The organism is Kitasatospora sp. NPDC057936, assembly GCF_042887525.1.
Classification (GTDB): domain Bacteria; phylum Actinomycetota; class Actinomycetes; order Streptomycetales; family Streptomycetaceae; genus Kitasatospora.
This window is the reverse complement of the sequence record NZ_JBHVPD010000128.1, coordinates 1-25,204: the sequence shown is the minus strand read 5'-3', so window position 1 is coordinate 25,204 and position 25,204 is coordinate 1. Positions and strand designations below refer to the sequence as shown.

Below are 25,204 nucleotides of genomic sequence, written 5' to 3'. Positions count from 1 at the left end.
AGATGCACGGCCGCGCCGGATTCCCCCTGCTCCGCCACCGCATCCTCCTCCGGTGATCGCCACGGAGCGCTACCACCGAATACGGGCCAGAGCCGGTCATTTGGACAGACCCAAGGGCGGGGTTGCTCGGAGAGGGCGCGGTTCTTGGGGGGCGCTGCCGAGGGCGGGGTGCCTCCAAAGGGTGCTGGAACAGGTACGGCGACGTCGCGTTCGCGAGTCGGTTCATAACGACACCGCCCCACGATCGGGATCGTCCAGAGCAGCTTCCGAGGGGACAAGGCGAAGAATCCTGGGCCGCGCGGTAGCCTGCTGCATCACCGGACGAGTCCGATGGCCTCGATCTCGATCATCCACTCGGGGTCGGCGAGTGAGGAGACCTCCACGAACGACTCAGCGAGATGTGGCTCCTCTGGGAAGTGCTCCGCGCGCAGCTTGGCGAAGATGTCCTGCTGTGCGATGTCGGTGACGAACACGGTCGCCTTGACCACGTCAGCGAGGCTGGAGCCTGCGTTTGTCAGAACCGTAGACAGATTTGCGAGCGCTTGACGGGCTTGCGCCTCAAAGTCCCCCGCGCCGACTGTGGATCCCTGGGCATCAATTGGTGCCTGCCCCGATGTGAAGACCAAGTTCCCGACCCGGACTCCGAGCGATATTCCGGCCGACTCGTACCAGTCGGGTTCCGCGGAGACGCGCACGCGCTCGGCGGCAGGTTGCGTAACGGACATGTTGTTGACACTCCCTCAAGACTGCACACGTGGGGCCGGGGAGCAGTGATCACCCCGACTTGATCCGACAGCCACGAGATCACGAGATTCATTCCCGCGGGCTTGCAACGGAATCCACCGCCGCCCGAGGTGGCGCCGCCAGGGATGCACAAGCGTGAGCCGCACCTCCAGATGTGCTTCGCCGCACCGTCGCTCATGCGGCGCATCCGCGCCCCCTGGGATCATCGGGAGGAGACCATGAGCTGGTCGGTCGGACAGGTCTCCGGATTCGCTGGAGTCACGGTGCGGAGCGGGTGGGGATGAGTTCGTTCGCGGCGCGGTGGTGGCGCGGGGGACCGTCGGCGGTCCGGCCGTCGCTCACGGCGATGTCCATGGCGTCGCCGTTGGAGTGGAGCAGTGACGCGGAGGGCCACCACCGTTGCACGCCGGTCTCGCTGAAGCCGGCGGCCAGCTGGAGGTCGACCCCCGCCGGCCAGGGCGTGCCGGGGGCATACGGGTCCTGGCTCCCTGTGGGGCGGTGGCCCGGTCCACGGCCGTGACTCCTTCTGTCGCTGTCAGGTCAGGAGAGACCTCGCAGCCGGTGGTGCTGGGGACCGGGGGCCGCCGGTCAGGGCGCTTTGGTATCGGCCGCGGGCGGCTCTGCCTCCTCGCCGTCCTCCTCGCCGTCCTCGTCGACGTCGTCGGCCTTGGCCCGGACGTCCTTGGGCGTGGGTGCCGTGATGCTGCGCTCCTCCGCGGACCGCTCCCGTACCGTGTCGCCCTCGCGCGAGGCGTCGCTCTCGTCGCGAGGGCCCGTGTCGTCCGTGCTCATCTCGCATCGTCCTTCCGTGATGTCGGGTGGCGGTGCGCCAGGCTGCCCTGACGGCGGCGGCGCTGCCGCTCGTCGTCGGCCGGGGCGAGGTTCAGTGGCCGAGGGCGCTGGCTAGTTCCTTCTTGTTCATCTTCGAGCGGCCGTGGATGTTGCGCTGCTTGGCCTCGTTGTACAGCTGGTCGTACGTGGGCCCCCGGGAGCCCGAGTGCGAGTGCAATCCGCCGCGCCGGGAGGAGGACATGTCGTGGGTGGAGGAGCGGCTGGCGGTCTTCGACTCGCCGTGCCGGGCCCGTTCCTTGTTCACGGTCCGGGCCGCGATCTCCTTGGCCCGCTTCTGGCTCTCCCCGCGCTCCAGCGCACTGTCCTTGATGTGCTCGTACTGTCGCTCACGCTTCTTGCTCGAACCCGCAGGCATGATTCCTCCTCTGTGGGGTGCCGGATCGTGTACCCCGAACGTAGGACGCGACTCGTTCACAGGCTTCCGGAATGCGGCAGATGGGCCTGCCGGATTGCTCCGCCCCGCCGGGCCGGCGGCCGGGACGGCCCGATCAGCGGGCAGGACGCCTGCGGGAGGCGGTGAGCGTGAGGCGAGTCAGGCCGCCCGCGAACACCGCGATCCCGATGAACAGCAGGTACAGCAGCCCGTGGACGACGACGCCGACGAGTCCCAGGATGATGGCGATCACCGTCAGCGCCAGGAACACGCTCACAGCGGGCCCCCATTTCTTCGCCGGGACGGCCGGCCTGGCTGAGGCCGACCGCGGCTACCAGCGGTACCAGCGGCTGCGTCCGCCCTCTGCCGCACCGCGGAAGACGAAGCCGAGCAGCCACAGTGCCAGCACGACCAGCGCCACCCACCACAGCACGTGGACGGCGAATCCCAGGCCGCCGAGGATCAGCGCGAGCAGCAGGATAAGGACAAGAGCGAGCATGGGAGGCTCCCTTTCCGACGTTTCCGGCGCCCCAGGACGTGCCCGGTGATCGAGCGGGGGCGCTGCGCCCGAGCGTGTACCCGTGCTTCGCAACCCCACGCACGCCGTAGGTGCCATTGCCTGGCACCGGCCGCGTCTGGCCCGTTCGGCACAGCGCTGCCTTCTACACGCGACTTGCCGCCGCGAGCGGTTTTGCCGGGGCGCGGGGTGGGAAGCCGCGTCAGGGGTTTGTGACGACGCACGGAAGGAAGACGAGGCCGGATCGCCCCGAACTGATCCCGGCGACGCGGTCCCAGGGGGAAGCGAGGAGCGATCATGGTGAAGGTTCTGCTCATACTGCTGTGCCTGGTACTGCCGTGGCTGGCGGTGCTCATCAAGGACGGTCCAAGCGTGAAGGTGCTGTGGGCCTTCCTGCTCCAGCTCTGCGGGCACGTGCCCGGTGTCGTCTACGGCATCTACCAGGTCGTCCAGGACTGACCGCGCAGGACACCCGCGACGAGGCGTCGCCCGGCCAAGGCCGGGCGTCTCGCCGCTCCCGCCCGAGGTGGCCTGGCGTGCGGCTGCTGGCGCCGGCCGGCAACGAGCCGTGTCCGGTCACCGTCAGTCGCTGGCCGACGTGGGCGACGGCTTCGCCCGCCTCTCCGCCCGCCTCTCCGCCCGCCGGGGAATCGGCGCGGTTGCGAGTCCCGTTCCGAGCACGCGACCGTCGCCTGCGGCGTTGCAGGCATCGCGGCTCCCTTGTGAGTGGCCGGCCGCTCAGCTGTCCGCTGAGGGCACGCCGGTTCGGACTACCCGGTCGGCCTCCATCTCGACGACGACGACGAGTACCGGGTCCCGCCCGCTCCCCACTCGGACAGCTCCCCGGTCACCAGCCGCAGCGGGCCGCCCGGTCCGCCGATGGCCCCGATCACCCAGCCCCTCACCACGACCTACCCCTACACTGCTCCAGCACGGACGGGACAAGCATCAGCGGGCTCCCTTCGTATGCGAGGCGTAATCAGCCGAGCACTCAAGCAGCCGTCGGCGAGCGCGATCCACTCGACGGCCGTTCCTGCGCGGCCTGCCTGACGAGTGCTCACCGACACCCCGCCGGCCGGCGGCCCCGAGGGTCGGGCCACCGATGCAGACGCGTGCGGACACCTCGAACCGATCCGGGTCGCCTTCCGGGCTGACGGCCAACATGCCTCGAAAGCGCGGGAGTTGTGCAGATATCGGACTTGCTGGCTGGCGGGCGGACACCGGGGTAGGCGCTGCTGGCACGCACCGGCCTGTCCGGATCGGTGCCCACCAGGAAGGTGATCGGATTTGCAGAAGTCCGCCGTCCGCCCGCTGCCCGTCACGTTTCCCGAAAGCCTGCGGCCCGACGTCCCGGTCGACGCCGAGCTCCGCTTCGACGCCACGCTTCCCTATGCGGCCTGCCTGGTCTTCCCGTCGGCCCCCTTCGGCTACGCGAGCGGTTCGGTGCTGTGCTGGTACTTCGGGCGCGACCTGCTGAACGAGGGCCGCCACGCCCCGGTCGGCAACGGAGACGTCAAGGTCAGGCCCGGGCCCGCCGGTGAAGTCCTCATCACCCTGCAAGGTTCGGACGGCCAGGCGGTGGTCAGCGCCCCGCAGGACGCCGTGACCGGCTTCCTCGCGGACTCGTTCACGCTGGTACCCGCAGGATCGGAGGCCGACCACCTCGATGTCGACGTGCTTCTCGCCCGCCTGCGCGCCGGCGACTGATCTGGCAGCCGTGCCGGACTCGCCCAGGCCCGCGGGCCCTGGGCAGGCGTTCAGCCCTCCAGCCGGCGCTTGCTGAGCCAGGCGACCATCTCGGGGTCGCGGTGGTCGAAGAACAGCGTGGCGCCGGTGTCGAGGGCGGCAATGGCGGACATCTGGCCGTCGGTGAGGCGGAAGTCGAAGACGTCGATGTTCTGCGCCATCCGGTCGGGGTCGACGGACTTGGGGATGGTGATGATGTCGCGAGGGATGCCGCTGCCCTTGACGGCGCGTCCGACGGCCTCCTCGTTGCCGTAGGCGGCGGCGGTGTCCAGCAGCCGGTAGCCCGCGGCCAGGGCGTCGGCGACGGCCTGCTCGGTCTTCTCTGCGGGGATCTGGTACACACCGAAACCGAGGATCGGCATCTCGACGCCATTGTTCAGGGTGATGTGCTGCACGGTGTACTTCCTCATTCTTCGATCCGGGGCGACGCCGTCCGGCCAGGACCGGGAGACGCGGAGCGCCGATCCCAGCGTGACCCGCACACCGCCGGACCGCTCGGCGGTCCGCGAAGGCAGGACAGGCCGGCGGGCGCACAACGGCGACAGGCCGGCCTCGTCCTCTCCCGCTCTCGGGTGCCCGCCACGTCCCTGGCCTGCGCCGTGACGGCGGAGCGTCTGGCCCCGCGCCTGCTGTGTCAGGCCGCCGTAGCACGGCGGCGTGTGGGACGACCGCAGCGCAGCAGTCCCCCGTGAGGGCGGCACCATGAAGGCGGCGGTGGCGGGCTACGGGCACCAGCACTCCTCACCCGCTACAGCACCGACGGCCCGGGGCCCCGGGCCCTCCTGCGGCACGCTGAGCGCCTGCGCACCCTTTCCCCACCCCAGCCGCGTCCTGGAGCGGTTGCCACACCGACGGCCAGGTTGGCCGGTGCGCCAGGCGTAGTGCGCCGCGGACGGCGAGCCACCGCCTGCTCCGAATGCCGCCGTGAGTGTGCGTCACCACGGTCCGACGGCCAGGCTGGCCGGATGGACACCATTTTCGTACTGGAACTCGATATACCTGCCAATGTCCGGGTACTCCAGCCCGACCACACACCGGCGGATCCCGAACATCCGGTGCTCCGGGCCCACACCGCCCCCGCGGAGCCCTCGGGCATGTGCGGCCCCCTCACTCTGTGCGGCCTGGCCACCACCGACATGACCCTCGCCCCCCGCCGGCGCACCCATGACCGGCCACGCTGGCACGCCTGCAGCTCATGCCAGACCATCGCGGCGAGCACCGCCCCCGAGGTTGCCGGGCCGCCCGGCCTGGACGTCGCGGGCCACGGATGAGTTGACGGATCAGCAGATCGAGCCGTGAGAACGCAAGAAGGCCGCGTCCGCGGGGACGGGGCCGTGCCCCGGCGCGTGCCGGCTCGCTGGAGGGGTACTGCCGGCGCAGGAGGGCGGTGCACCGGGTTCTCCACTCGGTGCACCGCGGCCGGGCGGCGCCTGCCGACGTCCGCCGCCGGGAGGCTCCTTGCGCGCCGGCTCGGTCGCGAGAGGCGGGACCCGCGGCCCCATCCGCCCCGCCGGTGGTGACGAAGGATCAGGGCTGGAAGAGCACTTTGATCGCGCCGCCCCGCTTGCGCTGGGACATCTCGTGTGCGGCGGGCGCCTCGGTCAGCGGCATGCGGTGGGTGGTGAAGCCGTCCACGCCAAGGGGGTCGTCGTGGGTGAGCAGCGATAGCAGGTCGTTCGTCTACCGTCGGACGTTCGCCTGCTGTTTGTCGAACATGGTCAGCATGGGCACGCGGTCGGTCATCCCGCCGGACACGCCGGACAGCGAGATGGTGCTGCCTCGCCGGACGAGGTCCACCGCGAGGTGGAGGGCGTGCAGGCGGTCCAAGCCGACGGTGGCGACCTTGATCCCGTTCTGCGCGGCGGCCCCGCTGTGGTCCGTCCTGCTCGCTGATGCGCACCACCTGCCGCCCCACCACGTCGACGAACAGGAACGTCACGTAGCGGGCGCCGAACCGGTCCCGCAGGTAGTGCGCGACCATGTCCAGTGACGCTACCGGTGCCGCGTCCTCGGCCAGTAGCTCGGCCAGCCCGATCCGCTCATCCGCCACCCGTCATCTCCCACCGGCGCCGCAGGCCGCGTCAAGGCCGGGGCCCGGCCACTATCGTCGCGCGACTCGTGGCCGTTCGCGCGGCGGAACCCGCAGGGTACGCCCCTGCGGTGGCTCGGCCACGAGACGGGACCTCGTCTCCTCGGCGGGTGTCCCTGTCGAGTCGCTGCTTCTTCCCGGACTCCGCTCAGCCGCAGCCCAGGACTGCCAATATCGGTGCGGTCCCGGTCCGCTCGCATCGGCTGTGTGCGGTCAGGGTGGCGAGGTGGTTCCACACGTCGATGCAAGTCCTGCCAGGCCCGGGTGACTGCCGATGAAGCGGGGTCTCGGTGCCGGCAGTCCGGTGAGACACCGCCTGCTCCACAAGGCGTCACAGGCATCGGTTGGATCCAACCCGGGCTGTCCGGTCAGCCCGTGCCCGGAGGACTCGGGGTTCGTCACAGCTGTGCGGTGAGGGCGACCAGCAGGGCGGCGAGGCCGACGGCGAGCCAGGCGATGTAGTCGCCGAGCAGGCCGGAGTGAAGGCGGCGCAGGGGCAGGATAGTGGCCCGGTACAGGGCGCCGGTGCGACGTCGTGGGTCACGGCGGACGGCGGTGGCGGCGAAGGCGACGGCCAGGGCGGCGGAGAGCAGACCGAGGAGGACACCGGAGGGCGTCCAGCCCGCATCGGGGGCGGGGGAGGCGGCAGGTGCGGCCTGGCCGAGGGTGTCGGCGAGGTAGCCGGCGCGGTCGGTGAAGGCCGCGGCGGCCTCCGCCAGTGCCCGGCCGACGCCCGGGACGACGCCGACGGCGAGGCAGCCGGCGAGCAGGGTGGCGGAGACGACGAGCATGGGCGGCGGGGGCCGCCGGCCCGGTTCGCGGATCTCGGGTTCCTCGCCCTCGCCGGTGGTCGCGGCGACCTCCGGGTGTTCCTTGGGCGGCAGGCCGATCCCGCCGAAGACCCGCAGGCCCGCGCGCAGCACCGCGCCGCCGGTGAGGGCCGACACCAGGACGAACACGACGGGCAGCCAGCCGAGTTCGCGCCCGGCGGCCGCCTCGGCGACCGCCTTTCCCAGTCCGGTGCCGAACGGCGGCAGTCCGGCGAGGGCCAGCCCGCCGAGGACGAACAGCAGTCCGGGCAGGCGGAGTTCGCGGGCGCGGCCGTGCAGCCCGTGTTCGTCCACCGAGCCGTAGCGGTCGAGCAGGACGCCGGTGAGGCCGAACAGCGCGGCCTTGGCGCCCGCGTGGCCGGCCACGTACACGGCGGACCCGGCCAGGCCGGCCGGGGTGAGCAGGGCCGTGCCGACGAGGAAGAGGCCGACGTGTCCGACCGTCGAGAAGGCGAGCATCCGCTTCAGGTGGCGCTGCTGCCAGCACATGACGCCGCCGACCAGCGCCGTCAGCACCCCGGCGGCGAGCAGGGTGTCCCGGACGACGGCGTCCGGCAGCCCGCCCGCGCCGGCGAACACCACGCGGTGGATCCGGGCCACCCCGTAGACGCCGAGTTCCACCATGACCCCGGACAGCAGCATGCACACCGGGCTGGGTGCCACCGCGTGGGCGTCCGGCAGCCAGAAGTGGAACGGCGCCGTCGCGGCCTTCACCAGCGGGCCGGCGAGGACCAGCACGAACGCGACGACGACCAGCGTGTCCCGGCCGTGCCCGGCCGCTGCCCGTTCGTCCAGCGCGGCTCCGATCTGGGCCATGCCGAGTTCCCCGGTCCTGGCGTAGAGCAGGCCGATGCCGAGCAGGGAGAGGTAGGCGGCGGCCGAGTTGACGAGCCCGAAGGCGAGGGCACCTTGCAGCGGGCGCGGGTCCTCGATGCGGTAGCCGGTCAGGGCGTAGGCGACGGCGCCCATCAGCTCGAAGAAGACGAAGGCGTCGAAGAGGTCGCCGGTGAGCGCGAAGCCGCACATCCCGGCCTGGAAGAGCAGCAGGAGGGCGGGGAACATCCCGCCGTGCTCGCCCGACGGCTCGTCGAAGTACCGCCAGGCGTAGCAGAACACGGCGAGGACGAGCACCGCGGCGAGGAGCGCCAGGCCGCTGCCGAGACGGTCGGCGACCAGGACGATGCCGACGCCGTGGCCGTCGCGCGGCGTCCAGCCGCCGAGCCACGAAACCGCGCGACCGCCCGGGTCGGTGCGGGCCCAGAGCAGGGCGAGGCAGACGACGTCGGCGGCGGCGCAGGCGGTGGCGAGCGCGTCGCGGCCCGGGCGGGGCAGCCACCGCCCCGCGACGGCCACCAGCGGCGCGCCGAGCAGGGGGATGGCGACGGCCAGCGGCAGGAGGTCGGCGGTGTTCACCGGGGCGTCACCCGCGCAGTCCGGTCAGGTCCTCCGGGTCCACCGTGCCGTGCCGCTTGCGCAGTTGGATCACGAGGGAGAGGAGGAGCGCGGTGACGGTGGCGCCGACGACGATGTCGGTGAGTGCGAGCGCCTGGACCACCGGGTCGACGACCGGCGCGGTGGTCGGCAGGTCGGAGTAGACCGGCGCGGTGGCGTCGCGGCGGTAGCCGACGGCGAGCAGCAGCACGTACGTCGAGGACTGCGCGACGGCCAGGCAGCCGACGGCCTGCACGAGGTTGCGGCTGGTGACCAGGCCGTACAGCCCGGCGAGCAGGATCCACCCGGCCACCAGGTACGGGAAGACGGTCATCGGCTGTTCCTCCGGGGGGTGACCTCCACGGCCTGGTCCAGGAAGTGCGCCAGCAGCACCACGACGGCCGAGCCGACCTCCACGCCGACGGCGGCGTTGATGACGGCCACCAGGCCGCTGGAGGACAGCTCGTTGAAGGTGCCGAGCGGCAGGGTGTTGGCGAGGTAGCCGGCGCCCTGGGCGAGGCCGATGAGGCCGAGGGCGGCGTAGGAGCCGGCGGCGATCGCGTCCGTGACGTCCAGGGCGGCCAGCGGGCGGATCCGTTTCAGCACCAGGTAGTCGGCGGCGACGTAGGACAGGTGCAGGGCGGTGGTGAGCGCGACGCCGCCCTGGAAGCCGCCGCCGGGGCTCAACTGGCCGTGAGCGACGAGGTACCCGCCGGTCAGCACGGTGACGGGGAGCAGCGTGGCGCCGAACAGGCGGGTGGTGGGCAGGACCGGCTCGGCCGCCGCCCGGCGCTTGTGCTCGTCCCGGGCCAGGCGCAGCAGCATGCCGGCGCCGAGGACCGAGCCGAAGAGGATCGACTCCTCGCCGAGGGTGTCGAAGGCGCGCTGGTCGAAGTTGACGGAGGACACGATGTTGGCGGTCTGCCGGGCCAGGCCCGCGGCCACCGCCCGGTCACCGTATGGGTGTTGGGCGCCGCCGAAGCCGGGGAGCTGCTCGGCGGCGACGATCAGGGCGGCGGCGAGGACGGCGGCGGCGGTCAGGAAGAGCCGCAGGCGGGTGGTCCGGCTCACTCGCTGCGGTCCGGGCGCTCGTCGTCGGCGTGCTCCTCGCGGCTCACCTTGCGGACGGTCAGCAGGATCAACAGCGGGGTGATCGCGCTGCCGACGCCGAGTTGGGACAGCGCGACGTCGGGTGCCTGGAGGACGGTGAACAGCACGGCGAGGCTCACTCCGAGCAGGGCGAGGACGACGGCCTGCCGGACGGGGTCGCGGGTGAGCGCGGCGGCGGTCGCCGTGGTGGCCGTGAGGAGGAGGGCGATCACGATGAGGGTGTCGGTCACTGCCCGGCCTCCTGGCCTGATCGCTGCTCGGCGCGGACGGTGGTGCGGCCGATGGCCATGGTGGTGACCGTGCCTCCGGTGGCCAGCAGCAGGCCGATGACCAGGAGCTTCACCGCTGCGCGCCCCGGCCCGGTGTCGACGGCGAGCGCGAGCGCGACGAGCGGGGCGCCAAGGGCAGCCGCGGGGGAGAGCGCGTGCAGCCGCAGGTACGGGCCGGGCAGCACGACGAGGGCGAGGGCGGCGAGCAGCAGGGCGGCCGTGCCTGCGCACAGCAGGATCACGGCGACGGCGTGGCGGCTCATGCGCCCACCTCTCCCCGAGTCTTGACGGCTGGGAGGTACCCCCATCGCTCGGCAGGGGCATTCGCCCACGCGCACCCCTCGACGATTCGCTCGCTGCGCTCGCTCATCGGTGTTCCTTTCCGGCGAGGAAGCGGGTGAACACGAGCGTCCCGGCGGGGGAGAGCACCGCGAGGTCGAGGGCGAGGTCGGTGTACGAGGTTCGGCTGAAGCCCTGGGCAAGCAGGAGAAGGACGGCGGAGCCGATCGTGGCGGCCAGGTTGAGCCCGGCCAGGCGTTCGTGCGGCTCGCCGCGCAGCCCGACGAGCAGGCACGGGCCGAGCCCGCCGACGGCGAGGAAGACAGCCGCGAGCAGCCACGCGTTCACCGCTCACCGTCCGTCAAGGCTGCCTGAAGCGCTGAGCCCCTTCCGCCGAGCGCGTGCACGATGAGTGTGTCGCCCTCGGTTGAGACGACGTAAGCACCGGGCGTCGACGACAACAACGCGGCGGCCCAGGCCGGTCCGGTGCCCGGGGAGAGCCGGACGGTTCGGAAGCCGGCGTCCCGCCGGCGGGCGGGCGACACGGTGACGAGCGCCAGCCGGCCGGTGTCGGCGATCAGGGTCCACGGGAACGCCCAGAGCGCTTGCGCGAGCCGGGCCGGACCGCCGGGCGCTGCGCCGGAAGCGCGCCGGACGGCGAGGGCGCCGATCGCTCCGAGGAGCGCGACGCCGCCGCCGACCGCGACCTCAAGCGGTGTCACCGAGCTGATGAAAACGGTATTGAGGAGAAGCAACAAGCCCCACCAGAGCAGGAGTTCGAACGCCGAGCGCACCGCACCACCCCATGTGTCATCAGCCGGGCCGCGCCGGCACGGCGAGCGGCCCCAGGTGTACCGTCCGGTCGGCGGACCGGTCCCGCGCGCAACGCCGTCGCACGCGGGATCGGCTCGCCGGACCACCCGTTCGCCGCAGCGGGGGAACGGGTCCTGTGATGATCGGTCGGGTCCTCGGCCCCGGAGAGGTCCTCAGCCCCGGCCAGGTGGTGCGGACTCGTGGGCGGGCTCGGTGACTTCGTACTCCGGGCCGTCCTCGGGACCCTTCTCCTCCTCGTGCTCGGGCGGTGGCCCGCCCTCGCCGGTCATCCGCGACTCCGGTGTCTCGACCGGGGACGTCGGGCCCACCGGCGGGTGCTCCTTCCGGTCGCTCATCCTGCTCACCTCCTCGAACGCCGTCGGGGGGCCTGGCGGAACGTCAGGGCTGGAACAGCACCTTGACCACGCCGTTCTGCTTGTGCCGGAACGTCTCGTACGCGGCGGGGCCTCGGGCAGCGGAAGGTGGTTGGCAACTCCCTTCGCGGTGACCCTCCGGCGCCGGCGGCCGCGCGGAGCGGCCGCCGGGCCCTGGTTCAGTGCTTGCCCGCGTCCTTGATCTTCTCGGCGGCCTGCTTCAGGTCGCCCTTCGCCTGCTCGGCCCGGCCCTTGGTCTCCAACCGGCGGTCGCCCGTGGATCGTCCGGCGGCCTCCTTCACCTTTCCGCGGGCCTTCTCGGCCATGTTGCGCATCTTGTCCGAGGTAGCCATGCCGTGTGCTCCTTTCGCCGGAGGGGCGGGTCCGCCCCTCGCGGCGCCTGCCCGGGGAACGAGGTTCCATGCCCGTCCGCGGCGAATTCCCCGTCCGGAGGCTCGGCGTACGCGGGCAGGCCGGGGCGGGCCGACCGTCGGGCGCATCAGCCCTCGATCACCGCCTCCTGGAGAGCGCGCCGGCGGCGGCGCCGAGCAGCGCCGCACCGCCGGCCGCGAGCAGGCCGTGGTGCTGGGAGGCCCACAACTGCGCGCTGTGATCGCGGGCCTCGGCGTCGAAGCGCCCGTGCGCGCCGTGGTCGTCGTAGTCGTCGAGGGGCGCCCACAGGTTGTTCGGGTCCCGGGCGCGGCGCGGCCGGTCTTCCTGCTGGGCGTCGACGCCGTTGCGGGCGAGGTAGCGGTCGAGCAGGCCGGGGGCCACGGCGTTGGCGATCAAGGTGGCGGCGGTGCTGCCGCCCACCCAGTACTCCCGGCGCCCCGGGTGGTCGGCCGCGTACCGGACGGCGCGGGCGGCGACCTCGGGCTGGTGCACCGGCGGGACGGGACGGGCCCGGCCGCGCAGCCGGTTGAGCACCCAGTCGAACTGGGGCGTGTTGACGGCGGGCAGTTGCACCATCGTCACGCGCACCTTCGAACCGGCCGCGAGCAGTTCGCAGCGCAGCGCCTCGTGCCAGCCCTGGAGGGCGTGCTTGGCGCCGCTGTAGGCGGTCTGCAGCGGGATGCCCCGGTACGCGATGGCCGAGCCGACCTGCACGATCGTGCCGCGGTCGCGCGGAAGCATCCGGCGCAGGGCGGCGCGGGTGGCGTTGACGTACCCGAGGTAGGTGACCTCGGTGACCCGCCGGAACTCGTCCGCGCCGATCTCGGTGAACGGCGCGAAGACCGAGACGAAGGCGTCGTTGACCCACACGTCGATCGGCCCGAACGCGGCCTCGGCGCGCTCGGCGGCGGCCTCGCAGGCCTCCGGGTCGGCGACGTCCGCAGGGATCGTGCACACCGGGGAGCCGGCCGCGCGGGCCTCCTCCGCCGCGGCACGCAGCCCGGCCGCGCCCCGGGCGATCAGGACGAGGCGGTCGCCGCCGGTGGCGAAGGCCCGCACGCAGGCGCGGCCGACGCCGGCGGTGGCGCCGGTGATGACCACGGTGCGGGGACGGGAACGCGCGTTGGTAGTCGTCATGGCGGGCGTCTTGCCGCGCCGCCGCGCCCGAAACGTCAGGGCGGGGCCTGCGGGGGGCGGTCCCCGTCGGGAGATCCGGGCGAAGGCGGCGGGCACCGCCCGTTGTGCCGTCGCAGGTGCTGGACCGGCAGGAGGAACCAGCAGAACGCGAACCAGAGCATGACGGCCCCGGCGATCCAGCCGGAGACGGCGGATCCGGTCGCCACGCGCAGCAGGAGCAGCAGGGCGGAGCCGATGGTGAGAGCGAGCAGGACCAGTCCCGCCGCCACCAACCGTGCCGCCGCGTCGACCAGTTGGGGCTTGAGGCGGCGTCCGGCGAAGATCCGGTGGTACGCGACCGGCGCGGTGAGCGCACCCGTGGCGAGGGCGCCGAAGACGACGGTGACCACGTACAGCCCCCGCTCGAAACCGCCGAGCTCCGCGAACCGGGGCATGAAGACCACGCTCAGGAGGAAGCCGAACAGCACCTGGGAACCGGTCTGGGCGACCCGTACCTCCTGGAGCAGGTCGGTCCAGCGCCGGTCGGCCCGCTCGTCGGCGGACTCCCGCCGTCCGGTCCGCGGCGCGTGGACGCGTCCGTTCCGGTTGGTGCCGAATGCCGCCATGGGATCGCCTCTGGGTCCGTCCCGCCCTCAGCCGGTTCTCGTTCGTTCGCGCGTGTAGCCGCACGGAGGAGGGGCAAACGCGGGTCATGGACGACCAACAGGCGGTCCGCCCGTCCGCGCCCGACGCGGTGCCCCAGGTGCCGGTCGTTCGCGCGGCGACGCGTTCCGCGCGCGATGATGGTCGGGACGGCGCGACGCCGTCCCGACCGCATCGGGAGCGCACCATGCCACGGCCAGCCGAGGGTCCTGTCGGAGGTCCTGCCGTCGGTGGGAACGCGGACGGACCCGGGCCCAGCGGCCTGCGGGTCGAGGTGGACCGCGTCGGACCGGTGCGGATCGTGACCCTGGCCGGCGAACTGGACCACGACACGGCCGACGGGCTGCGCACCGTGCTCGGCGCCCCCCTCGACGACGGCGTGCAACGTCTCGTGGTGGACCTCGCGGACCTGCGCTTCTGTGATTCGACAGGGCTCAACATCCTCCTCCGGGCCCGCCTCGACGCCGAGGCGACCGGACCGGGGGTGGAACTGGCCGGCCCCAACGCCGCCGTGGCGAGGCTGTTCGCGATCACCGGGGCCGACGGCGTGTTCGTGATCCACTCCGATCTCGGTGCGGCGCTGGACCCGCAGGGTGCGGCGCCGGACGACCGGGGCGCGGACCCCGTGTCGGGGCCGGAGTGAGGAGGCCCGGATGACCGCACCAGGGGCCCACCCCCCGCGCAGCCGGGAGGAGCGGAGCAGGCGGCTCACGTTCGGCGGCAGCGAGGGTGCGGTCCAGCGCAGCCGCGAGTTCAGCCGCGCGGCCATGCTGTCCTGGCACTGGCTGCCCGCCGTCGACGACGAGCAGCAGGCCGTCACGGAGGACGTCCTGCTGATGGTCTCGGAACTGGTCACCAACGCGTGCTTGCACGCTCCAGGGGGCCCGAGCGAGCTGCGGCTCAGCTGGGACGGCAGGCGCCTGCGGGTCGAGGTCGCGGACCAGAGCCCGGTACCGCCGCGGCTGCGCCCGTTCCAGGACCCGGCGCAGCCGGGCGGTCACGGCCTGCGCGTGGTCGACCGACTCGCCCTGGCCTGGGGGTGCGCGCCGGAGGGGGACGGGAAGCGGGTGTGGCTGGAGGTCGCGTCCCCGGTCGACCACCACGTCCGGCGCCACTGACCCGGGCGTTCACCGCTGCCCGGGGTGGGGCTCCGGCGGCGGTGCCGGGTCCGGGTCCGGGAAGGGCACGGGCTTCGGGAACGGCGGGATCGGCGGCGGCACCGGATCGGGGCCCTCGCCGGGCCGGGGAGCGGGGTTGGGGTGGGGGATCGGCACTGTGTCCGGATCCGGGGGCGTCGGGATGGTCATCGTGGCACCTCCGTGGGGTGCGGACGGGACTCGACTCGCATGGCGGGCCGTCGTTGCCCGATGGCGTGTACCCGGTGAAATCGTAATAAATCAGTCGAAACATGAATTGGATGTCGTATGTCGGGGTAGGACGTCTGTTGCAGCGGCCGCGCCCATGCCGGCCGCGCCGGCACCCACCGGGTGCCACCGGGACCTTCGCTTGAAGAAGCCGGGCACAGGTCCTGGGGGAAGAAGCCCGTCGCGAGCGAATCCTCGTCCGCAATGCGGGGCGTTCACCCCGATGCCCAGGAGAAGCAAGTGTCCATCCCCCTCGAAACACCGCACCATGCTGACCAGGCGACCGCCAGGAGCCCGTCGGACCCACTGCCGCCCCAGTACACCGAGATGGAACTGCGGGCGATGGGCAAGTCCGAGGCCCGTGAGCTCAGCGACGCGCTGTTCGAGCGCCTGGCCGGTCTCGCCCGCGAGACGCACGCCTACAGCTACGTCCGCGGCACGATCATCGAGCTGAACATGCCATTGGTCCGCTTCATCGCGGCCCGCTTCCGCCACCGCGCGGAGGACATGGACGACATCCTCCAGGTCGGCACGATCGGCCTGATCAAGGCCGTCGACGGCTACGACCCGCACCGCGGCGTCGAGTTCGTCACCTACGCCATCCCCACCATCGCCGGCGAGATCAAGCGGTTCTTCCGCGACACCTCGTGGCCCGTGCGCGTGCCGCGCAGCATGCAGGAGCTGTACCTGAGCGTCGCCCGCGGCTCCGACCGGCTGGAGCAGGAACTCGGCCGCCTCCCGCACCCCGACGAGATCGCGAAGGACCTCGACCTCACCCTTGAGGAGGCCACCGAGGGCCTGATGGCCGGCCGGGTCTACCGCCCCAACTCCCTTGACGCGCTGCGCGATCAGGACACCGACGAGAGCGGCAGCGCACTGCTCGACCGCCTCGGCAGCTGTGACCCGGGCATCGAACTCGCCGACTTCCGCACCGCCGTGCGCCCCCTGCTGGCCGAACTCCCCGAGCGCGACCAGACCGTGCTCAAGCTCCGGTTCTGGGAGGGCCGAACCCAGTCCGAGATCGCCGACCGGATCGGCGTCTCCCAGATGCACGTCTCCCGCCTGCTCAGCTCCATCCTGGCCCGCCTGCGCCAACAGCTGGAGGACCGCGACGCCCCCGGCTGGTCGGACGAGCCGCTGGGCGACCCGCCGCACTGATCCACCGTCAAGCCGGCCGCAGTTCGAGCACGCAGCACTTCGGCCCGCCGCCACCTTTGAGCCCGCCGCCACCTTTGAGGAGTTCGGGCATCCGGACCGGTACGGGAACGTACCCCTCGGCGGGCACAGCAGGTAGCGGCGGTGCCGTGCCGCGCGCGCTGGTCGCGTCCTCTCCGTGTCCGATTCCATGCGCCGCGTGTGCCCGCGCCGGCGGGCGGAAAACCGGCCGTTTGCCCGGGAGCGCCCGGGGCACGCGTCCGGACAGGTGCAGGCACCGGATCGGAAGAAGGCCGGCCGATGGTCATCAGAACGACGGCTCGTGCCGCGTCGCCGAGGCCTGGCGGAGGCGAGACGCGAAGCCGGTGGCGGGCCCTGCGGGCGCTGGCGAAGGACGTATGGGAAGAGGGTTGCGGGATAGAGATCCTCCAGCGCTCGATGGCGTTCGCGGCGCTGTTCTTCGTCACGCTCGTGCCGCTGCTGATCGTCATCGCGGCAGCCTTCCCCGAGCGCGGCGCCGGCATCGCGCAGTGGATCATCGACGCTCTCGGGGTGCGCGGCCGCGGCTCGGCCGCCGTCCACCAGCTGTTCGCCTCACGCGGCCAGGTCCTCAGCACCACCACGGGCTTCGGCCTGGCCGCGCTGGCGGTCTTCGGCGTCTCCCTGATGGGGTCCGTGCAGGGTGTCTACCAGCGGATCTGGCGGGTGGACGCCGGCTCGTGGCACGTGGTCTGGCGCCAGACCCTCGGTCTGGCCGCACTCGTCGGCTACATCGTGCTGGCCGCGTGGAGCGGTTCCCCGTGGCACGATTCGGGTGCGCAGCCGACCTTCCGGATCGGCATCACGATCATCGGCGGTCTGCTGCTCTTCTGGTGGCTCCAGCACTTGCTGCTCGCCGGGCACGTCCCGGCACGCGACCTGTTCCCGGGCGCGGTCGCGACCGTCCTCGCGCTGGCGGGTCTCCACCTCTTCTCCCGCCTGGTGTTCGCGCCGCTGCTGGTGTCCAACGCGGTGTCCTACGGGACGGTGGGAACGGTCCTGATCGTCGTGTCCTGGCTGATCGGCGTCGGCTACACCGTGTACGGGGGTGCCCTGGTGGGCCACGTCCTCGTCCGCGCTCGCAGGGGCCGCGAGAACGCGAGCCCGGAGAGCCGCGGACCGTGAGACCGAAGGTACGTGCAGGGGGAACGGCCGAAGGATTCACGAAGCCGGAGCGCAACGCGTGCGTGGTACGCCGCGGAGTGCGCGAAAGGCCCACCCCCGGGTGTGGACCGGGCCCGGGTGCCTGACGCTCGAACCATGGGATCGATCGTCGTCCTGTTCGAGCTGGAACCCGACGAAGCACTGGGACCGGAGGGCGTGGGACCGGCAGTGCTCGCGGTGCACGCCGCGGGCGCCGACCCCGACGTGCCCGAGGACCCGCTCCCGCGAACCCTGTGCGGCCTGGACACCGGCCCGATGGAGCACACGCACTACCGCCCCCTCCACCCTGGCGATCCCTGGTACCCGCCGAGCGCGGCCGACCGGCGCTGCCACGCCTGCGAGGCGGCCCTACGGGCCTCGTGAAGCGATCCGGGCGTGTGGGTGCGGCGCTTGGTGTTTCCCCGGCCGGCTGAGCAGCGGGACGCATGCCGCACCTGAACAGCCCGGGCGGCTGGTCGGGTCGCACGGGCCGGTTTCCTTCTCGGGCCTCGTCCCGGGGGCGGGCCCGCGCTGCATGTGCCCCCGTGGGCGGAAGGCAACGACGGCCGGCAGGAACGGAGCCGCCTCCCGGGAATCGGCTCTGCCCGTGCGCGTGAGGACGTTTCCGGACTGCCGCAGCGGATAGCCGCGCTGCGCGGGGGGTCGTCAGCGTGGAGGAGGAGCACCGTGTCCCCGAAGGTTTCCGACTACATCCTGGAACGGCTGCGCGACTGGGACGTCGAGTACGTCTTCGGCTACCCGGGCGACGGCATCAACGGGCTGCTCGCGGCCTGGGGCCGGGCCGAGAACAGGCCGGTGTTCGTCCAGGCCCGGCACGAGGAGATGGCCGCGTTCGAGGCGGTCGGCTACGCGAAGTTCTCCGGCCGCACCGCCGTGTGCGCGGCGACCTCGGGCCCGGGTGCGATCCACCTGCTCAACGGGCTGTACGACGCCAAGCTCGACCACGTGCCGGTGGTCGCGATCGTCGGGCAGACGGACCGCAGCGCGATGGGCGGCTCCTACCAGCAGGAGGTCGACCTGCTGAGCCTCTACAAGGACGTCGCCGCCGAGTACTGCCAGATGGTGACCGTCCCCGAGCAACTGCCCAACGTGCTCGACCGGGCGATGCGCACCGCCGCCGCCCGGCGCACCGTGACCGCCGTCATCGTGCCCGCCGACGTCCAGGAGCTGGACTACAGCCCGCCGGAGCACGCCTTCAAGATGGTGCCCTCCAGCCTCGGCACCCCGCATTGGACGGTCCTGCCCCACGAGGACGACCTGCAGCGCGCGGCCGACGTGCTCAACTCTGGCCGCAGGGTCGCGATGCTCGTCGGCCAGGGCGCCCGGGGCGCCCGGCGCCAGGTCCAGGAGGTGGCCGAACTCCTCGGCGCGGGCGTCGCCAAGGCGCTGCTCGGCAAGGACGCGCTGCCCGACGTCCTGCCGTACGTCACCGGGTCGATCGGCCTGCTCGGCACCCGCCCGTCCTACGAGCTGATGCGCGACTGCGACACCCTGCTGACCGTCGGCTCCAGCTTCCCGTACACGCAGTTCCTGCCCGGGTTCGGCAAGGCCAGGGCCGTCCAGATCGACCTCGACCCGTTCATGGTCGGCCTGCGCTACCCCTACGAGGTCAACCTCGTCGGCGACGCCGCCCGCACCCTCGACGCGCTGCTGCCGCTCCTGATCCGCAAGGAGGACCGCACGTGGCAGCGCACCGTGTGCGACAACACCGAGCGCTGGTGGGAGGTGATGGAGCGGCGCGCCGGAGTCGAGGCGGACCCGATCAACCCCGAGTACGCGATCCACACCCTCGACCACCTGTTGCCCGACGACGCCATGGTCGCAGCCGATTCCGGCTCCGCCGCCAACTGGTACGCCCGTCACCTGCGTTTCCGCGGCACCATGCGCGGCTCGCTGTCCGGCACCCTCGCCACCATGGGCCCGGGCGTGCCGTACGCGATCGGCGCCAAGTTCGCCCACCCGGACCGACCGGCGATCGCGATCGTCGGCGACGGCGCGATGCAGATGAACGGCCTCGCCGAGCTGATCACCGTCTCGAAGTACTGGCAGCAGTGGGAGGACCCGCGCCTCGTCGTGGCGGTGCTCAACAACCGCGACCTCAACCAGGTCACCTGGGAGATGCGGGCCATGCAGGGAGCGCCGAGCTTCCTGCCCTCGCAGGAGCTCCCCGACGTCGACTACGCGGGCTTCGCCCGCACCCTCGGCCTCGCCGCCGAGCGGGCGATCGCACCGGACGACGTCCCGGGCGGCTGGCAGCACGCCCTCGCCGCGGACCGCCCGTTCGTCCTGGAGCTGCGCACCGACCCGGCCGTCCCGCCGATCCCGCCGCACGCGACGTGGGACCAGATCCAGGCCGCGGCCGAGTCCGTGCTGCGCGGCGACAACGACCGCGCCGGGATGGTCCGTCAGGGGTTCAAGGCCAAGCTGCAGGAGCTCCTGCCGTCGTTCGGAGGCCGGCATGGGCGCCATTGACGTCGTGCTGCGCAACGTCCGGACCGGCCGCTTCCAGCGTTCGCTCGCCCTGGTCACCGCCGCCGGGTCGGTGATCACGGCCGCCGAGATTTACCTGGAGCACGATCGGGCCGGCTTCGGCAACCGCGTCATGTGGTGGCCGGTGTGGCTCGGGCCGGTCGGCGCGGTGGCCGGGGTGGCCGGCGCGGTCAGTCCGCGGGCGGCGCACACCATGCTGCCCGTCGCCTCCGCCGCGATCACCGCCAACGGCATCCAGGGCACGTACCTGCACGTCCGGGGCATCGCCGAGAAGCCCGGCGGCTGGGCGATGGCCCGCTACAACGTCGAGATGGGGCCGCCGCTGTTCGCGCCGCTGCTGATGAGCATGGTCGGAGGGATGGGACTGGTCGCCGCGGTACTGCGCAGGGAGTCACGTGATGCCTGAGGCACCCGAGGACCGCACCCCCTCCTACGAGGGCCGCTTCCCCGGATTCGACGTGCTCGGCCAGGCCGCGCACTGGGACCACGAGACGTCGGCCGTCGTGTACTCCCGGATCGGCCCCCAGCCGCCGCTGCGCTTCTTCACGCCCGCGGAGGAGGCCACCGGCCGCGCCCTGCTGGACCTCCTGCTCGACCACCCGCCCGTGCCGCTCCTGCCGATGATCGACGCCCGGCTCGCCGAACTGGAGACCGACGGCTGGCGCTACGCAGACATGCCGCGCGACGACACGGCCTGGCGGCACACCCTGCGCGCCCTGGACGAGGACGCGGACGGCCCGTTCGCGGCGCTCACCGAGGTCCAGCAGCGCGCCCTCGTCGGACGGGTGCAGGAGCTGGACGGGGAGCGCTGGCACGGCCTGCCCGCCCGCCATGTGTGGAGCCTGTGGACCCGCTACGCCTGCACCGCCTACTACGCCCACCCCACCGCGTGGAACGAGATCGGCTTCGGCGGCCCCGCCCACCCGCGCGGCTACCTGCGCCTCGGCGAGGGCCTGCGCGAGCCCTGGGAGGTCCCCGACGCCCGCAACCGCCCGCCCCGGCCGCCCGACCGCCGGCCGGTCCGACCGGTGCCGCCCGCCACCGACCCCGGCCGGCACTCCCGGCTGCGCGCCGTCGCCGAGACCGTGCGCGCCAACGCCGCGGCCGAGCGCGAGGTCCGCCGCACCAACGCCTCCGCCTGGCTGCTGCCGCGCGACGGGCACGGCTTCGACCACCAACTGCTGCGCGACATGCGGAGCTTCGAGGACTCCGACGAGGTCGACCTGCTGATCGTCGGCTGCGGCGCCGGCGGCGCCACCCTCGCCCAGCGGATGGCCCGCCGCGGCTGGAGCGTCGTCGTCCTGGAGGCCGGCCCGTTCTGGGACCCGCGCGCCGACTGGGTCAGCGACGAGGCGGGCTCCCACCACCTCTACTGGACCGAGCCGCGCGTCATCTCCGGCACCGACCCCGTCCCGCTCGGATCCAACAACTCCGGCCGGGGCGTGGGCGGTTCGATGGTCCACTTCGCCGGCTACGCACCGCGCTTCCACCCGTCCGACTTCCGCACCCACTCGCTCGACGGCGTCGGCGCCGACTGGCCGATCGACTACGCCGACCTGCGTGACTCCTACCGCCGGCTGGAGTACGAACTTCCCGTGGCGGGCCAATATTGGCCCTGGGGTGAGCCGCATCCCTACCCGCATCCGCCCCACCCCGTCGGCGGCAACGGCGAGGTCTTCCTGCGCGGCGCCGCCGCCCTCGGCGTCCAGGCCCGCGTCGGCCCCGTCGCCATCACCAACGGCCGCTTCGGGCGCCGCCCGCACTGCATCTACCGGGGCTTCTGCCTCCAGGGCTGCAAGGTCAACGCCAAGGCCTCCCCGCTGATCACCCACGTCCCCGACGCCCTCGCGAACGGCGCCGAGATCCGCGCCGACTGCATGGCCGCCGTCGTCGAACTCGACCACGACGGACTCGCCCGCGGCGTCCGGTACTTCCACCACGGCCGCGAACACCTCCAGCGGGCCCGTACGGTGGCCGTCGCCGGCTACGCCATCGAAACCCCGCGCTTGCTGCTCAACTCCGCCTGCGGGCGATTCCCCGAAGGCCTGTGCAACGACCACGACCTCGTCGGACGGTACGTCATGGTGCAGGGCGCGCCGCAGACCTCCGGGCGCTTCGACGAGGAGATCCGAGCCTACAAGGCCCCGCCGCCGGAGGTCTCCACCGAGCAGTACTACGAGACCGGCACCGACCGGCCCTACAAGCGCGGCTTCACCATCCAGAACATCTCGCCGCTGCCCATCACCTGGGCCGAACACGTCGTCGCCCAGGGCCACTGGGGCGCCGACCTGCGCACCTACCTCTCCGACTACGTCCACTGGGCCACCCTCGGAGCCATGGCCGAACTCCTGCCCCAGCCCGACAACCGGGTCACCCTCGCACCCGACACCGACCGGCACGGCCTGCCCGTCGCCGAATTCGCCTTCTCCCAGTGCGACAACGACCGGATGCTGATCCGCGCCGCCCGCACCGTCATGGAGGACATCCTGCGCGCCGCCGGCGCGAGCGAGGTCATCACCATCGACCGCTACGCCCACCTGGTCGGCGGCTGCCGCATGGCCGCCGACCACTGGAGCGGCGTCGTCGACCACCGGCTGCGCACCTTCGCCGTGCCCAACCTGCTCATCACCGACGGCAGCGTGCTCCCCACCCAGGGCAGCGCCAACCCGGCGCTCACCATCATGGCCCTGGTCGACCGCGCGGCCGGCCTGCTCGCCGCGGGGGAACGCAGCGGACTGCGAACACCGGGATGAACGAGATCCAGCGGATCGGCACCCGCGTCTACACCGTCCCCACCGACGCGCCGGAGGCGGACGGCACGATCGCCTGGGACCACACCACGCTCGTCCTGGCGGAGGCCGTCAGCGGCCCGCACACCGGCCTCGGCTGGACGTACGGCGCCCCCGCCACGGCGGTCGTCATCCGTGACGAACTCGCGCCGCTGCTGACCGGCCGCGACCCGCACGACACCGCCGGCGCGCAGGAGGCCATGAGCCGGGCGGTGCGGAACATGGGCCGTCCGGGGCTGATCGCCGGCGCGATCTCGGCCGTCGACCTCGCCCTGTGGGACCTGCGGGGCCACCTGCTCGGCCTGCCCCTCGCCCGGCTCCTCGGCGGCGCCGCCCGGCCCGTCCGGGTGTACGGCAGCGGCGGGTTCACCACGTACTCCGCCGCGCAGCAGGAGCGACAACTACGGGGCTGGACCGAGGACCAGGGCATCCCCCGCGTCAAGATCAAGATCGGCGAGTCGTGGGGCACCCGCGAACGGCGCGACCTCGAACGCGTCCGCGCCGCCCGCGCCACCGTCGGCGACCGCACCGAGCTCTACACCGACGCCAACGGCGGCTACCGGCGCAAACAGGCCGTCCGGATCGGCGACGCCCTGGCCGACGAAAGCGTCACCTGGTTCGAGGAACCCGTCTCCTCCGACGACCTCACCGGACTCCGTGCCGTCCGCGATGCCGTCACCCCCGACGTCACCGCCGGCGAATACGGCTACGACCTGCCCTACTTCGCCCGCATGGTCCCGGCCGTCGACTGCCTCCAGGCCGACGCCACCCGCTGCGGCGGCCTCACCGCCTGGCTGCGCGCCGCCGCCCTCGCCGAAGCACACGGCCTCGACATCTCCGCCCACTGCGCCCCGCACCTGCACGCCCACGCCGCCGCGGCCGTCCCCAACTGCCGCCACCTGGAATGGTTCCACGACCACGTCCGGATCGAGCGACTGCTCTTCGACGGCACCCTCGACCCCACCGGCGGCACCGTCACCCCCGGCGCGGACGGCGCCCCCGGCCACGGGCTGCGCCTCGCGCCCACCCGGACCGCCGAGTACCGGACCGCATGAGCCCCGAGCGAAAGGGGCCCGACGCCATGACACACCATCCGAAGAGAAGCCGGACCGGCACCGTCGAACAGGTCCGGGGCTTCAGCGTGCAGGCCGAACCCTGGGCCGAGGGCACGGTGCTCGCGCTGCACGGCGAACTCGACCTCGACACCGTGACCGACCTGCACGCTGCCCTGGACGCGGCGCTCGCCACGCCGGGCAGCGTGATCGTGATCGACTGCGCCGGACTGGAGTTCTGCGACTCCACCGGACTCAACGCCATCCTCCGCGCCCGGGCCGACGCGGCGGCCGACGACAGCCGGATCGACCTGGCCCGCCCCGGACCGCTGCTCCTGCGGCTGCTCGAACTCACCGGCGCCGCCGAAGCCTTCCGCATCCGCGCGACCGTGCCCGGCTGACCGAAAGGAAGAACGATGAAGACGGCAGCGGCACTCTTCGACGTCGACGGCACCCTGCTCGACACCGCCTACCTGCACGCCCTGAGCTGGTGGGAGGCCCTGCGCCAGTACGACCGGACGGTCCCCGCGGCCCGCGTCCATCGTGCGGTCGGCATGGGCGCCGACCAACTGCTCGACCACCTCCTCGGCGAACACCGCGACCACGGGGACGACCAGGCCATCACGGCCGCCCACGACGCCCTCTACGCCAGCCACTGGCCCGTCATCGCACCGCTGCCCGGTGCCCCGGAGCTTCTGCGCGCCTGCGCCGCCCGGGGCTGGCGCATCGTCCTCGCCAGCTCCGCCTCCGAACGCGAACTCGCCGTGCTGCGCCGCGCCCTGGGCGCCGACGACGTGATCGCGGCGGCCACATCCGCCGACGACGTCGCCGCGACCAAGCCCGCGCCGGACCTCGTCCACGCGGCGCTGGACCGCGCGGGCGCCGACCCCGCGGATGCGGTGTTCGTCGGCGACACGGTGTGGGACGTCGTCGCCGCGGCCCGTGCCAGGGTGCCGTGCGTCGCCGTGGAGAGCGGCGGCTTCGCCGCGCAGGAGCTCCTCGGCTGCGGCGCTGCCGAGGTCCACCGCGACACCGCCGAACTGCTCGCCGAGCTGGACGGCAGCCTCCTCGCCCGGGTGCCGGAAGAACGATCGCCGGGAGCCGCCGGGCCCCGCGCGGCGTGAACACGTGCGGACGGGGTACCCGCCGGGGCACGTTCGGGCCGGACGGCCCGGCCGGGAGGAACGCGACCGCCCGGGGAGGTCCAGTGCCCTGGCCGACGGCAGCCCCCCGGCGGGCGAGGAGGACCTCCCGTGATCCGGGTCGCCGCCGTCGGGGACATCCACCTCGGCCCGGACAGCCGCGGCCTGCTGCGCCCGGCCTTCGCCACGCTGAGGGAGCGGGCCGATCTGCTCCTGTTGGCAGGGGACTTGACCCGGCACGGGAGGCCCGAGGAGGCCACGGTGGTGGGGGAGGAGGTGGCCGGCCTGGCGGTCCCGGTGATCGCGGTCCTCGGCAACCACGACTACGACGCCGGCGGCCCCGGGGAAGTCACCCGGATCCTGGCCGCCCACGGCGTCCGGGTGCTGGAGCGCGAGGCGACCGTCGTCCG

At 72.9% G+C, this 25,204-nt stretch carries 33 protein-coding genes and 2 pseudogenes; 15 read left to right on the top strand and 20 right to left on the bottom strand.

Translation table 11 applies throughout. The annotated features are described in order from the left end of the window. Positions 1 to 314: 314 nt before the first annotated feature. From ACFVU9_RS41090 to ACFVU9_RS41065, 6 genes are all read right to left on the bottom strand, one after another. A complete protein-coding gene (locus ACFVU9_RS41090) occupies positions 315 to 725 on the bottom strand; it encodes a RidA family protein (RefSeq protein ID WP_387602533.1) in 411 nt (136 codons plus the stop codon). A gap of 277 nt (positions 726 to 1,002) precedes the next feature. After that, on the bottom strand, positions 1,003 to 1,149 hold the full coding sequence (locus ACFVU9_RS41085; protein WP_387602530.1) for a hypothetical protein: 147 nt from the start codon (positions 1,147 to 1,149) through the stop codon (positions 1,003 to 1,005). A gap of 183 nt (positions 1,150 to 1,332) precedes the next feature. Next, the gene (locus ACFVU9_RS41080; RefSeq protein WP_387602528.1) at positions 1,333 to 1,536 is read right to left on the bottom strand and encodes a hypothetical protein; all 204 of its coding nucleotides are present in this window, start codon (positions 1,534 to 1,536) and stop codon (positions 1,333 to 1,335) included. Positions 1,537 to 1,627: 91 nt separating this feature from the next. Then, positions 1,628 to 1,951: a plasmid stabilization protein gene (locus ACFVU9_RS41075; protein WP_387602525.1), complete on the bottom strand. Its 324-nt coding sequence runs from the start codon at positions 1,949 to 1,951 to the stop codon at positions 1,628 to 1,630. Positions 1,952 to 2,084: 133 nt separating this feature from the next. After that, entirely contained in the window at positions 2,085 to 2,246 is a 162-nt protein-coding gene (locus ACFVU9_RS41070; RefSeq protein ID WP_387602522.1) for a hypothetical protein, read from the bottom strand. Between the two features lie 54 nt (positions 2,247 to 2,300). Then, entirely contained in the window at positions 2,301 to 2,468 is a 168-nt protein-coding gene (locus ACFVU9_RS41065; RefSeq protein ID WP_387602519.1) for a hydrophobic protein, read from the bottom strand. 315 nt (positions 2,469 to 2,783) lie between these two features. Between ACFVU9_RS41065 and ACFVU9_RS41060 the strand changes: the two genes are divergently transcribed. Continuing rightward, positions 2,784 to 2,945 carry a YqaE/Pmp3 family membrane protein gene (locus ACFVU9_RS41060; protein WP_387602516.1) on the top strand — a complete coding sequence of 54 codons (162 nt, stop codon included), beginning with the start codon at positions 2,784 to 2,786 and terminating at the stop codon, positions 2,943 to 2,945. 828 nt (positions 2,946 to 3,773) lie between these two features. After that, entirely contained in the window at positions 3,774 to 4,193 is a 420-nt protein-coding gene (locus tag ACFVU9_RS41055) for an SsgA family sporulation/cell division regulator (protein ID WP_387602513.1), read from the top strand. A 50-nt stretch (positions 4,194 to 4,243) separates the two neighbouring features. On the opposite strand, the gene ACFVU9_RS41050 is transcribed toward ACFVU9_RS41055, so the two are convergent. After that, positions 4,244 to 4,627: an aldo/keto reductase gene (locus ACFVU9_RS41050; protein ID WP_387602511.1), complete on the bottom strand. Its 384-nt coding sequence runs from the start codon at positions 4,625 to 4,627 to the stop codon at positions 4,244 to 4,246. Between the two features lie 570 nt (positions 4,628 to 5,197). On the opposite strand from ACFVU9_RS41050, the gene ACFVU9_RS41045 reads away from it, so the two are divergent. Next, positions 5,198 to 5,503: a hypothetical protein gene (locus ACFVU9_RS41045; RefSeq protein ID WP_387602508.1), complete on the top strand. Its 306-nt coding sequence runs from the start codon at positions 5,198 to 5,200 to the stop codon at positions 5,501 to 5,503. 256 nt (positions 5,504 to 5,759) lie between these two features. Here the strand turns inward: ACFVU9_RS41045 and ACFVU9_RS41040 are convergent. From ACFVU9_RS41040 to ACFVU9_RS40980, 13 genes and pseudogenes are all read right to left on the bottom strand, one after another. After that, a pseudogene (locus tag ACFVU9_RS41040) lies at positions 5,760 to 6,062 on the bottom strand (glutathione-dependent formaldehyde dehydrogenase); the annotation flags it as partial. A 22-nt stretch (positions 6,063 to 6,084) separates the two neighbouring features. Then, positions 6,085 to 6,282: pseudogene (locus ACFVU9_RS41035) on the bottom strand (serine/threonine-protein phosphatase); the annotation flags it as partial. Between the two features lie 437 nt (positions 6,283 to 6,719). Beyond that, positions 6,720 to 8,564, bottom strand: a complete 1,845-nt coding sequence (locus ACFVU9_RS41030; protein WP_387602505.1) for a complex I subunit 5 family protein — start codon at positions 8,562 to 8,564, stop codon at positions 6,720 to 6,722. 7 nt (positions 8,565 to 8,571) lie between these two features. Beyond that, complete coding sequence (locus ACFVU9_RS41025) at positions 8,572 to 8,916, bottom strand: sodium:proton antiporter (protein WP_387602502.1); 345 nt, start codon at positions 8,914 to 8,916, stop codon at positions 8,572 to 8,574. After that, positions 8,913 to 9,653, bottom strand: coding sequence for an MnhB domain-containing protein (locus ACFVU9_RS41020; RefSeq protein WP_387602499.1), 741 nt, complete (start codon positions 9,651 to 9,653; stop codon positions 8,913 to 8,915). The genes ACFVU9_RS41025 and ACFVU9_RS41020 overlap by 4 nt, the downstream gene beginning before the upstream one ends. Then, positions 9,650 to 9,922, bottom strand: coding sequence for a Na(+)/H(+) antiporter subunit B (locus ACFVU9_RS41015; RefSeq protein ID WP_387602496.1), 273 nt, complete (start codon positions 9,920 to 9,922; stop codon positions 9,650 to 9,652). The genes ACFVU9_RS41020 and ACFVU9_RS41015 overlap by 4 nt, the downstream gene beginning before the upstream one ends. Next, positions 9,919 to 10,224, bottom strand: a complete 306-nt coding sequence (locus ACFVU9_RS41010; RefSeq protein ID WP_387602493.1) for a monovalent cation/H(+) antiporter subunit G — start codon at positions 10,222 to 10,224, stop codon at positions 9,919 to 9,921. The genes ACFVU9_RS41015 and ACFVU9_RS41010 overlap by 4 nt, the downstream gene beginning before the upstream one ends. Before the next feature lie 103 nt (positions 10,225 to 10,327). Continuing rightward, positions 10,328 to 10,588 carry a monovalent cation/H+ antiporter complex subunit F gene (locus tag ACFVU9_RS41005; protein ID WP_387602490.1) on the bottom strand — a complete coding sequence of 87 codons (261 nt, stop codon included), beginning with the start codon at positions 10,586 to 10,588 and terminating at the stop codon, positions 10,328 to 10,330. Then, positions 10,585 to 11,034: a Na+/H+ antiporter subunit E gene (locus ACFVU9_RS41000; protein ID WP_387602487.1), complete on the bottom strand. Its 450-nt coding sequence runs from the start codon at positions 11,032 to 11,034 to the stop codon at positions 10,585 to 10,587. The genes ACFVU9_RS41005 and ACFVU9_RS41000 overlap by 4 nt, the downstream gene beginning before the upstream one ends. 192 nt (positions 11,035 to 11,226) lie before the next feature. After that, positions 11,227 to 11,409, bottom strand: coding sequence for a hypothetical protein (locus ACFVU9_RS40995; RefSeq protein ID WP_387602484.1), 183 nt, complete (start codon positions 11,407 to 11,409; stop codon positions 11,227 to 11,229). Between the two features lie 197 nt (positions 11,410 to 11,606). Then, positions 11,607 to 11,780, bottom strand: coding sequence for a CsbD family protein (locus tag ACFVU9_RS40990; RefSeq protein WP_387602481.1), 174 nt, complete (start codon positions 11,778 to 11,780; stop codon positions 11,607 to 11,609). 157 nt (positions 11,781 to 11,937) lie between these two features. Continuing rightward, complete coding sequence (locus tag ACFVU9_RS40985) at positions 11,938 to 12,957, bottom strand: SDR family oxidoreductase (protein ID WP_387602478.1); 1,020 nt, start codon at positions 12,955 to 12,957, stop codon at positions 11,938 to 11,940. Positions 12,958 to 12,992: 35 nt separating this feature from the next. Beyond that, complete coding sequence (locus ACFVU9_RS40980; protein ID WP_387602475.1) at positions 12,993 to 13,562, bottom strand: DUF6328 family protein; 570 nt, start codon at positions 13,560 to 13,562, stop codon at positions 12,993 to 12,995. 224 nt (positions 13,563 to 13,786) lie between these two features. On the opposite strand from ACFVU9_RS40980, the gene ACFVU9_RS40975 reads away from it, so the two are divergent. From ACFVU9_RS40975 to ACFVU9_RS40920, 12 genes are all read left to right on the top strand, one after another. Next, positions 13,787 to 14,242 carry an STAS domain-containing protein gene (locus ACFVU9_RS40975; protein WP_387602472.1) on the top strand — a complete coding sequence of 152 codons (456 nt, stop codon included), beginning with the start codon at positions 13,787 to 13,789 and terminating at the stop codon, positions 14,240 to 14,242. Positions 14,243 to 14,252: 10 nt separating this feature from the next. After that, positions 14,253 to 14,717, top strand: a complete 465-nt coding sequence (locus ACFVU9_RS40970) for an ATP-binding protein (RefSeq protein WP_387602469.1) — start codon at positions 14,253 to 14,255, stop codon at positions 14,715 to 14,717. Between the two features lie 486 nt (positions 14,718 to 15,203). Beyond that, complete coding sequence (locus ACFVU9_RS40965) at positions 15,204 to 16,121, top strand: SigB/SigF/SigG family RNA polymerase sigma factor (RefSeq protein ID WP_387602466.1); 918 nt, start codon at positions 15,204 to 15,206, stop codon at positions 16,119 to 16,121. A gap of 435 nt (positions 16,122 to 16,556) precedes the next feature. Continuing rightward, positions 16,557 to 17,282, top strand: a complete 726-nt coding sequence (locus ACFVU9_RS40960) for a ribonuclease BN (protein WP_387602463.1) — start codon at positions 16,557 to 16,559, stop codon at positions 17,280 to 17,282. Positions 17,283 to 17,417: 135 nt separating this feature from the next. Continuing rightward, on the top strand, positions 17,418 to 17,684 hold the full coding sequence (locus ACFVU9_RS40955; protein WP_387602461.1) for a hypothetical protein: 267 nt from the start codon (positions 17,418 to 17,420) through the stop codon (positions 17,682 to 17,684). Between the two features lie 303 nt (positions 17,685 to 17,987). After that, positions 17,988 to 19,793 carry a thiamine pyrophosphate-requiring protein gene (locus ACFVU9_RS40950; RefSeq protein WP_387602458.1) on the top strand — a complete coding sequence of 602 codons (1,806 nt, stop codon included), beginning with the start codon at positions 17,988 to 17,990 and terminating at the stop codon, positions 19,791 to 19,793. Next, a complete protein-coding gene (locus ACFVU9_RS40945) occupies positions 19,780 to 20,217 on the top strand; it encodes a hypothetical protein (protein ID WP_387602456.1) in 438 nt (145 codons plus the stop codon). Before ACFVU9_RS40950 ends, ACFVU9_RS40945 begins: the two co-directional genes overlap by 14 nt. Continuing rightward, positions 20,210 to 22,564, top strand: a complete 2,355-nt coding sequence (locus ACFVU9_RS40940) for a GMC family oxidoreductase (RefSeq protein ID WP_387602453.1) — start codon at positions 20,210 to 20,212, stop codon at positions 22,562 to 22,564. Before ACFVU9_RS40945 ends, ACFVU9_RS40940 begins: the two co-directional genes overlap by 8 nt. Beyond that, on the top strand, positions 22,561 to 23,655 hold the full coding sequence (locus ACFVU9_RS40935) for an enolase C-terminal domain-like protein (RefSeq protein WP_387602450.1): 1,095 nt from the start codon (positions 22,561 to 22,563) through the stop codon (positions 23,653 to 23,655). The genes ACFVU9_RS40940 and ACFVU9_RS40935 overlap by 4 nt, the downstream gene beginning before the upstream one ends. Before the next feature lie 26 nt (positions 23,656 to 23,681). Next, positions 23,682 to 24,053 (top strand): STAS domain-containing protein, encoded by a 372-nt coding sequence (locus ACFVU9_RS40930; protein ID WP_387602447.1) that lies wholly within the window; start codon positions 23,682 to 23,684, stop codon positions 24,051 to 24,053. A 15-nt stretch (positions 24,054 to 24,068) separates the two neighbouring features. Next, positions 24,069 to 24,776, top strand: coding sequence for an HAD family hydrolase (locus tag ACFVU9_RS40925; protein WP_387602444.1), 708 nt, complete (start codon positions 24,069 to 24,071; stop codon positions 24,774 to 24,776). Positions 24,777 to 24,905: 129 nt separating this feature from the next. After that, positions 24,906 to 25,204, top strand: a 299-nt coding sequence (locus ACFVU9_RS40920) for a metallophosphoesterase (protein ID WP_387602441.1), incomplete at its 3' end; no start/stop codon positions are given.